At 37.7% G+C, this 14,109-nt stretch carries 11 protein-coding genes; 8 read left to right on the forward strand and 3 right to left on the reverse strand.

Features of this window, described 5'->3' with window-relative positions; all coding sequences use genetic code 11:
- Positions 1-164: 164 nt before the first annotated feature.
- The 3 genes from J671_RS13670 (at position 165) to J671_RS13680 (ending at position 3,213) form a co-directional block, all read left to right on the forward strand.
- Positions 165-1,877: an AAA family ATPase gene (locus J671_RS13670; RefSeq protein WP_017393254.1), complete on the forward strand. Its 1,713-nt coding sequence runs from the start codon at positions 165-167 to the stop codon at positions 1,875-1,877.
- A gap of 43 nt (positions 1,878-1,920) precedes the next feature.
- Positions 1,921-2,280, forward strand: coding sequence for a 5-carboxymethyl-2-hydroxymuconate Delta-isomerase (locus J671_RS13675; RefSeq protein WP_004886572.1), 360 nt, complete (start codon positions 1,921-1,923; stop codon positions 2,278-2,280).
- A gap of 81 nt (positions 2,281-2,361) precedes the next feature.
- Positions 2,362-3,213 (forward strand): AraC family transcriptional regulator, encoded by an 852-nt coding sequence (locus J671_RS13680; RefSeq protein WP_031982602.1) that lies wholly within the window; start codon positions 2,362-2,364, stop codon positions 3,211-3,213.
- A gap of 28 nt (positions 3,214-3,241) precedes the next feature.
- Here the strand turns inward: J671_RS13680 and thiM are convergent, their stop codons facing one another.
- The 3 genes from thiM to J671_RS13695 all read right to left on the reverse strand — a co-directional run bounded on the left by thiM (position 3,242) and on the right by J671_RS13695 (position 5,669).
- Complete coding sequence (gene thiM / locus J671_RS13685) at positions 3,242-4,069, reverse strand: hydroxyethylthiazole kinase (RefSeq protein ID WP_031982604.1); 828 nt, start codon at positions 4,067-4,069, stop codon at positions 3,242-3,244.
- A 33-nt stretch (positions 4,070-4,102) separates the two neighbouring features.
- Complete coding sequence (locus J671_RS13690; RefSeq protein WP_031982605.1) at positions 4,103-5,260, reverse strand: hypothetical protein; 1,158 nt, start codon at positions 5,258-5,260, stop codon at positions 4,103-4,105.
- A 151-nt stretch (positions 5,261-5,411) separates the two neighbouring features.
- Positions 5,412-5,669 (reverse strand): hypothetical protein, encoded by a 258-nt coding sequence (locus J671_RS13695; protein ID WP_002049016.1) that lies wholly within the window; start codon positions 5,667-5,669, stop codon positions 5,412-5,414.
- A gap of 319 nt (positions 5,670-5,988) precedes the next feature.
- On the opposite strand from J671_RS13695, the gene pepN reads away from it, so the two are divergent.
- The 5 genes from pepN (at position 5,989) to J671_RS13720 (ending at position 13,928) form a co-directional block, all read left to right on the forward strand.
- Positions 5,989-8,595 carry an aminopeptidase N gene (gene pepN / locus J671_RS13700; RefSeq protein ID WP_031982607.1) on the forward strand — a complete coding sequence of 869 codons (2,607 nt, stop codon included), beginning with the start codon at positions 5,989-5,991 and terminating at the stop codon, positions 8,593-8,595.
- A 541-nt stretch (positions 8,596-9,136) separates the two neighbouring features.
- Positions 9,137-9,667 (forward strand): spore coat U domain-containing protein, encoded by a 531-nt coding sequence (locus J671_RS13705; RefSeq protein WP_004886579.1) that lies wholly within the window; start codon positions 9,137-9,139, stop codon positions 9,665-9,667.
- A 74-nt stretch (positions 9,668-9,741) separates the two neighbouring features.
- Positions 9,742-10,446 carry a molecular chaperone gene (locus J671_RS13710; RefSeq protein ID WP_017393250.1) on the forward strand — a complete coding sequence of 235 codons (705 nt, stop codon included), beginning with the start codon at positions 9,742-9,744 and terminating at the stop codon, positions 10,444-10,446.
- Between the two features lie 9 nt (positions 10,447-10,455).
- Positions 10,456-12,915 carry a fimbria/pilus outer membrane usher protein gene (locus J671_RS13715; protein WP_031982608.1) on the forward strand — a complete coding sequence of 820 codons (2,460 nt, stop codon included), beginning with the start codon at positions 10,456-10,458 and terminating at the stop codon, positions 12,913-12,915.
- A complete protein-coding gene (locus J671_RS13720; RefSeq protein ID WP_031982610.1) occupies positions 12,906-13,928 on the forward strand; it encodes a spore coat U domain-containing protein in 1,023 nt (340 codons plus the stop codon). Before J671_RS13715 ends, J671_RS13720 begins: the two co-directional genes overlap by 10 nt.
- The last annotated feature ends 181 nt before the right edge of the window (positions 13,929-14,109 follow it).

Raw genomic sequence — 14,109 nt, forward strand, 5'->3', positions numbered from 1 at the left:
ATTGTGATGTGTAGATTATTTTCCTACCTACCAAAAACCTACCAAATATTACTTAAGTTTTAATTGTTGATTTTTAATGACTTTATATAAAATTTGGCGCATTCATTTAATTTTTTCGGGAAAATCGTTAAGCTATGGGCTGTTGAAGATGTACATATGAGATTATGAAACAGGAAACTGCACTTAAACTGCTCAAAGCAGGTGAAAATGTTTTTTTAACCGGTTCGGCTGGTGCAGGGAAAACCTATACACTCAATCAGTACATTCAATATCTAAAAGCACGTAAAGTGCCTGTAGCGATTACAGCATCGACAGGTATTGCTGCAACGCATATGAACGGTATGACCATTCATACGTGGGCGGGCATCGGCATTAAAGATCAGTTAACTGACGACGATCTAAAACGTATGAAAGAGCGTAAATATCTCAAGGAACACCTTGAAAATGCGCAAGTTCTCGTCATTGATGAAATCTCGATGCTACATGCGAAGCAGCTCAATCTGGTCAATCAGGTTTTAAAATATTTTAAAGAAAGTGATGAAGCTTTTGGTGGCATTCAAGTGATTGTGGCTGGAGACTTTTTTCAGTTGCCACCTGTAGGCCGTAATGGTGAAGCCAACCGTGACAAATTCTGTTTTATGTCAGATGCATGGGTCGAAGCTAAATTCCGCGTATGCTATTTAACAGAACAGCACCGTCAAGACGATGAAATTTTAAATCAGATTTTAAATGCCATCCGTGCGCAAAGTATTCAAGCTGAACATTTGCAAGCTTTACATCAATCACGTGCACATGACATTGGTGAGACATTTACTCGTCTTTATACGCACAATATGGATGTCGACAATATCAATTATCAGCACTTAAATGAAATTGATAATGAAGGACATCAATTTAATGCAGTTTTAGATGGTAATGAAAAACTATTAGAAACTTTAAAATCCTCAGTTCGTGCACCAGAAGAACTTACTTTGAAAAAGCATGCCAAAGTCATGTTTGTAAAAAACAACTTTGATATGGGTTATATCAACGGAAGTTTAGGTGAGGTGATCGGTTTTGAAGAAGATGACGAAAACGGGTTATTACCAAAAGTAAAATTAACTGACGGTACAACTTTGCTGGTCGCACCGGAAACATGGTCAATTGAAAATGAAGCCGGAAAAGTCATTGCAAGTTTCCAGCAAATTCCACTTCGTTTAGCTTGGGCGATTACCATTCATAAAAGCCAAGGTATGACTTTGGAGGCTGCTGAAATTAACCTGATGCATACCTTTGAAAAAGGGCAAGGTTATGTTGCGCTCTCACGTTTGAAATCTTTAACAGGATTAAAATTATTAGGATTTAATGAGCAGGCCTTAGAGCTAGATAGTCTTGCTGTAAAAGCTGATCGCCGTTTTCAGGAGTTATCGGCTGAAGCGGAAGATAATTTTGCTGATGTCGATTTAACCGCCCAGCACAAAGCCTTTATCCGTCACTGTGGCGGCACCTTAAATGAAACCGAGATTTCTCGTAATGAGAAGAAACTCGCAAAAGGTGGTAAGCAAAATTATGCTACGGCAACGCTAGACGAGACACGTGTCTTGTTTGAAGAAGGTTACGAAATTGAAGATATCGCGCATGAACGTGGTCTAACACCAGCAACTATTATTAATCACTTGGCTCGACTGCATAAAGAGCAAAAACTAGATATTTCGGTTGCTCACCCAGGTGAAGAAGTGGTCGAAGAAGTCCGTAAAATTTATAAGAAGTTGAAAAAGCGTCAAAATCCAGATCATTTTTCTGATGATGGTTCGATCAAACTAAGACCAATTGTTGAAGCAACTAGCCCTCGAATGGGATATGATCAAGTTCGATTAGCTTTATTATTTATTGAATAAAGTTCAATGGGCTTAATGACTTATTATATAAATTGAGGTGGCTATGCCGCACGTTGTAGTTGATTATTCAGATAACTTAACTGGACTAAATGCAAAACAATTACTTGAAGAAATTAATACCACGCTGATTGAAACAGAGTTGTTTAGTCCAGAAGACATCAAAAGCCGTGCACGTAAAGATGAAGTTTTTCTGATTGGCTTAGGGGTTGATCAAGCCTATATCCATGTAAAAGCCTATATTTTGTCGGGAAGAACTGCTGAACAAAAACAGCTTGTGGGTGAGCAGTTATTAGCGGCGCTCAGCAACAAAAAATATCTACCACAAGAGTTTAATAAAGAAATTCAATTGTGTGTTGAGCTTATCGACATGCCAAGAGACGATTATTTTAAGCAAGTTGTATAATTCTAAAAAACGCAATTTCGATCAAGAATAGCGATGAGCACTATGTAAAAGTAGTGCTATCGAATGAACAGACATGAATGTATGGCTGTATATACACAAAAGCTGCAACTGGTTTGCGATTATATTCAAAGACATCTAGATGAAGACCTAGATGTTGATCGATTGAGTCAGATCGCAGCTTTATCTAAGTTCCATTTTCATCGCATTTTTGCCATTCATATTGGTTTAAATGTGATGAAGTTTATTCAACTTTCTCGTTTAAAGCGGGCCTCTTTTCAATTGGCTTTTGAACCTGATCTCAAGATTGTTGAGATTGCATTACAAGCAGGATTTGATAGTCCAGAGGCATTTACTCGTGCATTTAAGCGTTCATTTGATCAAACTCCTCGAGCTTTTAGAGATAAACCGGACTGGGAATCTTGGCATCAGAAGTTTGTTTTTACGATTCCGAAAAGTGAGTTAAAAATGAATGTAAATATTGTTGAGCGACCTGCTGAAAAGATTGCGTATTTATCGCATTTAGGAAGCCCTGATAAAGTCTTTGAAACGGCTGCACGTTTTATTGCTTGGCGCAAAGAAACAGGTTTGTCACCAGTGACCAAGTCTAGAACTTATGGTATTCCTTTTGCTGACCCTGAACAGACTCTATCTGATGAGTTTCGATTTGATATTGCCGGTTCAATTGAAAAGGCTGTACCTGAAAATACTTACGGTGTACAGACAGGTGAAATTCCTGCGGGGCGTTATGCAACCGTAAGACATTTGGGTAGCCATGACCAGATTAAAGATAGCGTCTATTACATCTTTAGAAACTGGTTACCTGAGCAACCAGAAGAGGCAGGGGATTATCCGGTTTTCTTTCACTATCATAACTTTGTGCATGATGTGAATGAATGTGACCTTGTGACAGATATCTACTTACTTTTAAAGTGAGTCTAGTGTCATTCAGGCATAACTTAGGTTATGCCTGTTTATTTAAAAGTTTGATATCTGCATATTGCTCAATCAGGTTAGCATCTAGCATATGGATATAATCCATAAATATGCTACTAAAACTACCCATCGTTTGTGCTTGATTTGCAGCAAGTTTACCTGCAATTGCAAAATGAATATGAGCTGAAAGAGCTGCAATAGTTGGTGTTGTCACAGCGCTATAGGCTGCAATTAATGCACCCAAAGCGCAGCCAGTTGCGGTAATTTTGGGTTGTAACGGGCTTCCACCATTTACTTGAATCACAGCATCTATTTCGTTAGATAAAATGTAATCTGATTCACCTGAAATAGCGATACAGCTTGCATGTGTTAAGAGTGAAAAAGCTTGTTGATAAGCTTGGTCACTGCTTAAAGTGCTGTCTACACCTTTTGATTGAACCTGATTGCCTGCAAGCGTGCTAATTTCTGAGGCATTACCACGTATAACGTTTGGTTTGAACTGCAAAAGCTCGTCTGTCATTTGACTGCGCCAAGCTAAAATTGGTCCGTAGCCCACCGGATCGAGTACCCACGGTACTTCATTAAGCTGTGCGGTCTTAGCAGAGATTTGTATGGCTTGCATTTGCTCTGAAGTCGGTGTACCCAAATTAATGCTTAAAGCCGATGAAATTTTGGTAAAGCTTTCTGCTTCATAAGGATTATCAATCATGGCAGGTGAAGCACCGGAAGCGAGTAACACATTGGCTGTATAGTTGGCAGCAACGCTGTTGGTAATACATTGCACAAGAGGCGTTTTTGCCTGCATGTTTTGCCAAGCTTCAATCACCTGTTCAATGAGGTTGGATGTCGAAGTCATCTGATAATCCTTATTAAGCCAGAGATAAGAAATTTAACGTGTAAAATAGTGATCTTGATGTTTACAGTTTTGGCAAATCAACGACACATAATCTGCTGCATCATAGTCAACACTTAGATCATTTGAACCACAGTACATACAACGTTTAACCGAGTAAAAGTTTAACCGAGGTTCGATTTTTCGCCATGCTTTCCATACAGGTTGTACAAAAATCTGTTCGTCATAACCTAAAAAGCGGTTAAACAATATGTGGCTCATTTTACTGTAAGGAATATTGTAAGGACGTGGCAACATTGAAGTTTCCCACTTTTCAGCCAAAGCCCGTTCCCGATATTGCTCTAAAGTTTTCTTTAATAAATTGGTGTTAATAAACTTTTCATTTCGTGGCTGTAGCGCCTTTTGTTTATAAAGGTATTCAAGTGCAGTCTGAATAAGATAATAAATTTGTCCAATTGCCAATGAGTCCATTAAACGGTAGCAAAAGGCTTGAAAATTAGAGCTTCCTGCAATTTGGATACCCCAAGTTCGGCAGTAGAACTGAGTGAACTGAATAATTTCTTGGTAGAGCACCTGAAACAGCACATCTTTCACTTCATCGGCACTACGAAATGGAATACCAAGACTTAGGTTTTCATAGAACCAGTGGCGTAGTTGCTGAGCTACACTAAATAAACTTGGGTCGTTATAACCATCTAGACGAATATTTAAATAAAAGCACTGTGGTTCATCGGTTTGATCTTGTGCATTTAAAATCCCATCTTTATGAAGCTGTTTAATCAGATGGCTTTGGAACATCCAGTTGGGGGTAATCGGCTGATATTTTATTTGGTCCCAATGAATGTATTCGTCATGTGCAATGTCATCACGAGCATAGTCATCAAGTAGGCTTAGTAAAAAAAGTTTATGTAAAAAACTCAGTTGTTCCAGACTGCGTTGTGGTTGGTCTTTTGATTTAAATTGGCGTTGTTCTTGTAGGCGGGGTTGCTGTAAAAGTTTCTTTCTTTGTTTTGTGCATTGATCACAGTGGCACGTCATTTTCGTGTCTTTAAATACACGATGTTGGCAATGGCTACATTCATGAAATTGAACGTCTTGCTCAAATTGTTCGGCATCTACCCAATACATCGACGCTTGGCAGAGAGGGCAATGGCTACTTTCATCTAGCTGTTTTTGTAGAATTTGTAAGGCCATTTCGCTCCGAACATTTAAATTAATCATGACTGACCTATTATACACAGCCGCATTGCCGATAGCTGTGATTGTCTTTTTGTTTGGTGCAAAAATAGAAAACCTAAAGTCTTTGTTTTGACTTTAGGTTTTCATAAGAGGTTAAAAGTTAAGATTAAACAGGGCACGGTAAGGTCTCATCATTTTGTCCAAGTTTTTTGGCATTGATAAGTGCCTGCACTTTTTTACTTGGTAATTTCACTTTACCTAAGGCGTCATAAGTATTAACGATAGTGGTTACCTCCTGAGCAGTCATTGAAATACCTTCGGCAGACAAGAACACGGCAATCACATGATGGTCGAGTCCTGCTGCATCTAGATCATGAATCGCTTTAATATTTTCTAATCGATGTAAATAAGTTTTTAATTCCATAGTGAGTTCCTCTTGTTCTGATTGAAATACTTATACTGGTATATTTGATAAGGCAAGAACCATGCCCAAAATGTAAGCAGCTCCTCAAAAATGTTAAAAGCGAAAGTAGTTTTATTTTTATTGTATAGATTGATTATATAAGCAGCGATTATCGTAATTTTGGTCTAATCTGTGCTAATAAAAGACGATTCTAATTTGAAATGTATAAATGAAGTCCCATTAATTTTATAAAGGTAAACAAACATAGTATGTATGAATGTATATGATCAAATTCATAAAATTCGTACTACGGTTTCCGAAAAGTATATAAGGAATAAAGATGAATATTGCGGCGCAGCCTCCAGTTCAGGCAGATCAAACAGTTTATTTAAAAGATTATCAAAAACCTGCGTTCTTGGTTGAATCAATTAATCTTGATATTCAAGTCTATGACGATAAAACAATTGTTGATTCAACATTGGTCATGAAGCGTCAAACTGCCGGAGACTTGGTGCTATTGGGCCGTGATCTTGAGTTGCAATCTATTCAGCTCAATGGACAAGATCTTACTCCTGCACAATATTCACTCGATAGTGAACAACTGGTGATCACTGATGCACCAGATGAAGTCATTTTACAAACTCAAGTTATTATTCACCCTGAAACCAACACTCAGCTTGAAGGTTTATATAAAGCTGGTGACTTGTTTGTAACGCAAAATGAGCCTGAAGGTTTCCGCAAAATTACCTTCTATCCAGACCGTCCAGACGTACTTTCAGTTTTTACTACACGTGTAGAAGCAGACAAAAAATATCCGGTATTACTTGCTAACGGTAACTTGCTTGAAACAGGTGAAGTTGGTGAAAACCGTCACTTTGCGATCTGGCAAGACCCGACTAAAAAGCCAAGTTATTTGTTTGCTTGTGTGATTGGTGATTTAGCTGTTCTTAAAGACCGATATACCACTTCAGAAGGGCGTGATGTCGCTTTAGAAATCTATGCGATTGAGAAAGATATTCCAAAATGCCATATCGCGATGGAAGCATTAAAGCATTCTATGCGTTGGGATGAAGAACACTACGGCCGTGCTTATGATCTCGACAACTATATGATTGTGGCGGTGAGCCAGTTCAACATGGGTGCAATGGAAAATAAAGGTTTAAATATCTTTAATACCTCATGTGTACTTGCCGATGAAGAATATACAACTGACGCAGCGATTATGCGTGTACAGTCTGTGATTGCCCATGAATATTTCCACAACTGGACAGGGAACCGTATTACTTGCCGTGACTGGTTCCAGTTGTGCTTAAAAGAAGGTTTAACTGTATTCCGTGATCAATCTTTCTCGGAAGATTTACAATCTGCTGCGGTTCAACGTATTGACGATGTCGCTGTTCTTAAATCGCATCAATTCCCAGAAGATGCAGGTCCATTGTCGCACCCTCCACGCCCAGACCACTTTGTAGAAATTAATAACTTCTATACAGCGACTGTTTATGAAAAAGGTGCGGAAATTAACCGCATGATGTCGACATTACTAGGTAAAGAAAAATTCCGTCAGGGAACGGATGAATATTTCCGCCGTCATGATGGACAAGCCGTAACTGTAGAAGACTGGGTTGCAGCATTGTCAGCAGGTTCAGGTGTCGATTTATCTGCATTCTTAACTTGGTATAACCAACCAGGTACACCAAAGCTTGAAGCGAAAGGTGAGTATGATGCAGCAGCACAAACTTACCGTTTAAGTTTTAAACAAAGCCTAAAAGCACATCCTAAATATCCAAACTTAAAAGCTGTTCCGATTCCTGTAGCGTTGGCGCTATTTAATGCTAAAACAGGTGAGCAATATACACTTCATAGCGACAGCCTATTTGTAAATGGTGTTAAAGATGGCGTGTATTTGTTTGACCAAGATGAAGCTACTATCGAGTTTACAGGTGTGACTGAGCAACCAGTTGCATCGCTATTACGTAACTTCTCTGCACCTGTAAATCTGATATTCGATTACAGTGATGAAGAATTAGCATTCTTGATTCAGCATGAAACAAATGGTTTTAACCAATGGCAAGCAACACAAACCTTGCTTGAACGTATTTTGTTAGAAGATCACTCTGCGGATACTTATATTCAAGCTATTCAAAGTACATTGCCTGATTTAGTTGGTCGTGATCCACTTTTAGCATCCCGTTTATTTGATGTACCAACTGAAGGTTATTTGGGTAGTCGTATTGATCAAAACTATGCACCAGCCGATATTCATGTAAAACGTGAAGCCTTGCTGAATCGTTTAGCACAAGATTTGGGTTCATTCTGGAAAGAGACTTACCTTACCCTGGACCCAGACTTGCAAAAAGAATTTTCTTTAGCGATGGGTGTACGTGCATTAAAGAACATTATGCTTATGATGATGGCGCGACAGGGCGACCAAAGTGCGTTTGAATTGGCTTACGAGCAATATCAAAGCACAGGCAATATGTCTGAACGTTTAGGTGCGCTACGTGTACTAGTGTGGCAAAATGCGCCTCAAGCACAAGAAGCCCTTGCTGATTTCTATAATCGCTTTAAAGACGAAGCATTGTCTTTAGACCAATGGTTTATGATTCAGGCAGCAAACCCAAATGCGACAGTTGAGACAATTGAGTACTTAACTCAACATCCTGATTATGACTTAACTACGCCAAACCGTATTCGCGCCGTGAGTGGTGGTTTGTCAAATAACCCTGAAAATACTTGGGGCTTTGGTGTGGCTCACTTTATTCATCTTGCAGAATATCTGGACGAGAAAAACCCGATTTTAGGTTCACGCTTATTACAAGTGTTATCTCGTTGGTATACGCTTGCAGAACCTCAGCGCACTCAAGTGCAACTGGCTTTACAAGCCTTGCAGCCTAAAGTGAAATCTAAAAATGTTTCTGAAACTTTAAATAGTATGTTGAGTATTTAATTATTTAAATATACTTAATAAAGGCCTCTTAAGAGGCCTTTATTTTTATATAAATTTCATAATAAAGAGTGTTCGATATTACCCATCATAAAAATTAGAATTATATACGCTCTATAATTTATTTTAGTTAAAGTGAGTTTTTAATGATTTATTTTAAATATATCTTTTAATGTGACAAAAAATAGTATAGTTAAATTTTAATCCTTATGGTTTTTATCTAAAAGACCTAAATTTTTGACATATTTATTTAAAATTTAGGAAATAAATTTTAATAGTAATTTATTAATTTTAAATAATTCAAATTCTTGTAATTTTGATTGTTAACTTTTGTTAATGTTTTGTTAGTTGGTGTAATGGTATTTTATTAAATAGAAATAAAAATAAAAACATACTCATACATTTTAATTATTTTTATGTATGATGACTAAAATAGGATAAAAAATAAGCTTTAAAAGAGCAGTCAAATAAAAATGATTGTAAGGATAAGAGTTAATTTTTTTATATCTATTAATTCGACAATTTAGTTTAAAAGGTTTTAGACATGAAAAAGACTTTTTTTTATTTATCGGCAATTGCTGTAGGATTATTTTCTTTTAATGCAGCAAACGCCGCTACAGCAACGGGGACATTAACTGTTAAGGCGACAGTAACAAATAGTTGTGTCCTGAATACATCTGCAACAGGTACAACCACAAATGCTGTTTTGGACTTTGGTACTTTAAGCTCTCTCGCAACTAACGAAGATGCTGATACCACGACGACCGGAGGTACCTCAATTAAAGTCCTTTGTAACAATACTGTGCCATGGACTCTAGCTTTCGATGGCGGCAAAAATGCTCAAACGACCCAACGTCGTATGATTGGTGGTGCAACAAGTAATGAATATATCCCTTATAACTTATATTCAGATACAGGACGTGCTACTGCAATTGGAATTGCTACAACCGCTTATAGTGGTACAGGGAGTGGTGCGGTACAAACAGTAAACGTATATGGTCGTATTCCTGCTGGTTCAGCGTTGCCAAGTGCGGGTAGCTATGTTGATACGGTGACAATAACGGTAACTTATTAATTTGTATAAATTAGAAAAACTGTTAGCCCTTTTGAAAGGGCTAATATATTAAAAGATATATATTTGAGTAAAACATGAAAAAAAATATTTTTATTATTACGGGATTATTCTTATCTTTATCTACCATTATTAACGCAGCTACAATCCGTCTTTCACCAGTAACAGTGGAAATTTTAAGCCATCAGAAAGCATCTTCAATTAGTTTATATAATCAGTCAAATGAAAGTGCTGATTTACAGGTACGTATATTTGAATGGACTCAAAATAATGGGCAAGATCAATTAACGCCTACAGATGAAATCAATATTAGTCCACCTTTTTTAAAGCTAAAGCCTAATGAGTCTTATAATTTACGGGTAGTTAGAATTAATCCAGAGCCTATTTCTGGTGAAAAAACTTACCGTATTATTATTGATGAATTACCCAAACCTGTTGATAGCCGAAAAGCTTCTCAAGGTGTAAATGTATTGCTTCGTTCGTCATTACCTGTATTTGTTGTCAATAAAGATGCGATTACTCAACTAAATTGGAAAATTGATACTCATCAAAAAGAACCTTCCCTAAATATTAATAATGTTGGGAATCGACATGCACTGTTAAATGATTTAACCCTTGTAGATAACACAGAGAATAAGAGTTATCCGATTAAGGTAAATACAGTGAATGGCTATATTCTTGCAAAGCAAGCAAAAAGTTATTCAATTAGTAATTTTACATATCAGCCAAATCATAAATATAGTATTTCTCTGACAGTAAATGGTAAGAAAACCACACTTTAAGAGGCTTATATGAAATATATTATAGGTGTCTTATGTGTTGCGTACTTTCCAGCGCATTCATTTGCTGAACAATTAGTAGATCATACGAATACTTTGATTCCAAGTGTTCCTGAATCTATAGATGGCAATAATAAATATACGCAGGAAAAGACAAATGGACAGGAGCAAAATCTTAATTTTATTCAGTTATTTTTAAATATTTCTATTAACTCTAATCCTTCAGAAGATTTGTTTTCCGTAAAACAATCTAAGGACGGAAAGTTATATATTCGTTCTGGCGACTTAAAAACGCTAAGAGTGAAAATGGATGAGCATATTCCAGATAGCCAATGGGTATGTATTAATGAACTTAAAGGAATCCAGTTTAAATATCTGGAAAATGAGCAATCTTTAAACTTACAAGTTCCTTCGAGCATGTTGAGTGACTATTCTGTTGACTTAAATGGTCAATCGACTACAAACACTAACTTGCTGAAAATGAAACCCTTAAATGCTGCAATCCTGAACTACAGCCTGTACCACACTATAACCAATGATGAGAGTATTTTCTCAGGTTCAGCTGAAGGAATTTTTAATAGTGCACTCGGTAACTTTTCATCAGGCGTTTTATATAACGGTAGTAATGAAACGAGCTATAGCCATGAGAAGTGGGTGCGTCTGGAAAGTAAATGGCAATATGTAGACCCTGAAAAAGTCAGGATATATACCCTAGGTGACTTTATTTCTAACAGCTCGGACTGGGGCAGTAGTGTGCGTCTTGCCGGTTTGCAGTGGTCGAGTGCCTATACCCAGCGTGGTGATATTGTTACCTCGGCGTTGCCGCAATTTTCCGGTTCGGCGGCACTGCCTTCAACACTGGACTTATACGTTAACCAGCAAAAGATTTATTCAGGCCTTGTTCCGTCAGGCCCATTTGACATTAAACAGCTGCCGTTTATTTCAGGAAATGAAGTCACACTGGTGACGACTGATGCCACAGGTCAGCAAATCATTACTAAAAAGCCTTACTACTTTTCATCGAAGATTCTGGCAAAAGGCATAAATGAGTTTTCAGTAGATGTTGGGGTTCCACGCTATAACTATGGGCTGTACTCAAACGATTATGATGATGCCACCTTTGCCTCTGGTGCAATTCGTTATGGTTATAGCAATTCACTAACCTTAAGTGGGGGTGTGGAAGCCTCAACAGATGGTCTTTCCAACGTAGGAACAGGTTTCGCCAAGAATTTGTTTGGTGTGGGGGTGATTAATGCCGATATTGCCGCCAGTCAGTATAAGGATGAAAACGGCTATTCGGCTCTGGTCGGTTTAGAAGGGCGTATTAGCAAGAACATTTCATTTAACACCAGTTACCGCAAAGTATTTGATAACTACTTTGATCTGGCCCGTGTGTCTCAAATCCGATATTTAAAAGAAAACCAGATTAGTGCTGAGCCACAAAACTATCTTAGCTATAGCGCGCTGGCAGATGAGATTATTAGGGCAGGGATCAACTATAACTTTTATGCAGGCTATGGTGTTTATGTCGGTTATAACCAGATCAAGTACAGTGATAACTCGTATAAGTTACTGTCTGCCAACTTAAGTGGAAGTTTAAACAAGAACTGGGGTTTTTATAGTTCAGCTTATAAAGATTATGAAAACCATAAGGACTATGGTATTTACTTTGCGCTACGCTATACGCCATCTACCAGAACTAATGCGATTACAAGCGTATCTAGCGATAGTGGCAGGCTGACTTACCGACAAGAAGTATTTGTTTTATCGGAACCAAAAATTAATTCATTTGGATGGGGTGGATATGTAGAGCGAGATCAGGATGCGCATACTAACAATGCATCGATCTATGGTTCTTATCGAGCAAGGGCTGCGTATCTGACAGGTCGTTATAACCGAATTGGGGATAATGACCAAGTGGCACTTTCAGCGACAGGATCGTTGGTTGCGGCGGCAGGACGTATATTTGCGGCCAATGAAATAGGGGATGGTTATGCTGTTGTCACCAATGCCGGACCGCAAAGCCAAATTATAAATGGTGGGATAAATCTAGGAACAACTGACAAGTCTGGAAGATTTCTTATTCCTAGTCTTATGCCATATAGAGAGAACCATATTTATTTAGATCCATCATATCTTCCTTTAAATTGGAATGTTAAATCTACAGATCAAAAAACAGTAGTAGGCTATCGCCAAGGGACTTTAGTCGACTTTGGTGCTCATCAGGTTATTTCAGGTTTAGTGAGAGTGGTTGATAAAAACAACTCACCATTATTACCAGGCTATAGCGTTCGAATTAATGGACAGCAAGATGCTGTAGTGGGCTACGATGGTGAAGTATTCGTTCCAAACTTATTAAGACAAAACAAACTTGAAGTAGATCTTCTCGATCATGGTTCATGCCAGGTTAACTTCACTTATAACAGTAATCAGTACTCAACTAAAAAATTGGGACCTTATATATGTCAGTAAATAGTATTAATAAGGCTCAAAGAGAGAGCTATAAAAAATTTTCATTGTCTTTAAAATATTTTATAGGTATTTGCTTATTTTATATCGTTTATGCATTTTTTAGTCCATCACATGCTGCTTGTACGGTAGCTGGAACGACCAATAATACGTTTACCTACACGGCAGCAAATATTAATAGTGATGCAACGGTAAACTTTTCAGGAACAATTACTTGTACGAATGGAGGGATAATACCTCAGATCTCTCCGTTTATGTGTATGAAGACCGTATTTACAGGAGCAACCACTGCGAATAATAACGTGACCTTACCCTATACGGTTACTGCAACTGTAGGTGGAGCAGGTTCTTCTACCACCAACCAAACCTCCAATGTTTGGTATGGTCCAGTGGTAACTATCGCTTCAAACAATGTTCTTAGCTATTCGGTAAATGTGAAGGTACCCGCACGTACAGGATCACTAATTGCTTATCCTCAAGGAACGTATACAGCTACAGTTCAACTATTTTGGGATATGGATCTTCTATCAGTGTTATGTTTAGGTGATTTACTCAGCTGGGACTCTGGAAGTGTAATTTTAACAGCAAATTTTGTAGTGCCAACACTTTGCCAATTAAACTCAACCTCGAATGTAGATTTTGGCAATATTAATGATATTGGCACGGCTAGTCGTGATTACACAACACAAGGTGCTGTAAATACGACATGTAACTATGGAACGCCTTATACGATTTATTTGGGGGATGGCAATAACCGTATAAGCGGAGGGTTCAGGCGTATGGCCAATAGTAATAATGAGTTTATTCCCTACCAGTTATATAAAGATGCTGCTTATAGTTCGGTGTGGGATGCTACGGGTGGAGTATCTAGTATTGGTGGCACAGGTGGAGTGTCTGGTACTGGAACAGGTAATGCTCAAACGACTACAGTTTATGGAAAAATTCCGCAAGGTACTACGATTGCAAGTAGACCTGGTAGTTACTCCGATAATGTGGTTGTTACAGTGACTTATTAATTATTTTAAAGCTATATGGGAGGCTCTTTTATGACAGAGCTTCTTATAATTAAAATTGTATTGGTTAGAAATTGCTAAAATATAAATAATACAAATCAAATAATTCTTAGCTTTTAAAACTTGAAGGTCATCAAAAATGGTTTGACTTAAAAAGGTATTCTGTATATTTATTGATTAGTTC

The sequence above is a fragment of the Acinetobacter sp. 1130196 genome (assembly GCF_000588095.1).
Lineage (GTDB): Bacteria > Pseudomonadota > Gammaproteobacteria > Pseudomonadales > Moraxellaceae > Acinetobacter > Acinetobacter nosocomialis.

Bases quoted from the DNA above. Each gene is read 5' to 3' on its own strand.
- J671_RS13670 (WP_017393254.1), top strand. From the start codon at position 165: ATGAAACAGGAAACTGCACTTAAACTGCTCAAAGCAGGTGAAAATGTT.
- J671_RS13675 (WP_004886572.1), top strand. From the start codon at position 1,921: ATGCCGCACGTTGTAGTTGATTATTCAGATAACTTAACTGGACTAAAT.
- J671_RS13680 (WP_031982602.1), top strand. From the start codon at position 2,362: ATGGCTGTATATACACAAAAGCTGCAACTGGTTTGCGATTATATTCAA.
- thiM (WP_031982604.1), bottom strand. From the start codon at position 4,069: ATGACTTCGACATCCAACCTCATTGAACAGGTGATTGAAGCTTGGCAA.
- J671_RS13690 (WP_031982605.1), bottom strand. From the start codon at position 5,260: ATGGCCTTACAAATTCTACAAAAACAGCTAGATGAAAGTAGCCATTGC.
- J671_RS13695 (WP_002049016.1), bottom strand. From the start codon at position 5,669: ATGGAATTAAAAACTTATTTACATCGATTAGAAAATATTAAAGCGATT.
- pepN (WP_031982607.1), top strand. From the start codon at position 5,989: ATGAATATTGCGGCGCAGCCTCCAGTTCAGGCAGATCAAACAGTTTAT.
- J671_RS13705 (WP_004886579.1), top strand. From the start codon at position 9,137: ATGAAAAAGACTTTTTTTTATTTATCGGCAATTGCTGTAGGATTATTT.
- J671_RS13710 (WP_017393250.1), top strand. From the start codon at position 9,742: ATGAAAAAAAATATTTTTATTATTACGGGATTATTCTTATCTTTATCT.
- J671_RS13715 (WP_031982608.1), top strand. From the start codon at position 10,456: ATGAAATATATTATAGGTGTCTTATGTGTTGCGTACTTTCCAGCGCAT.
- J671_RS13720 (WP_031982610.1), top strand. From the start codon at position 12,906: ATGTCAGTAAATAGTATTAATAAGGCTCAAAGAGAGAGCTATAAAAAA.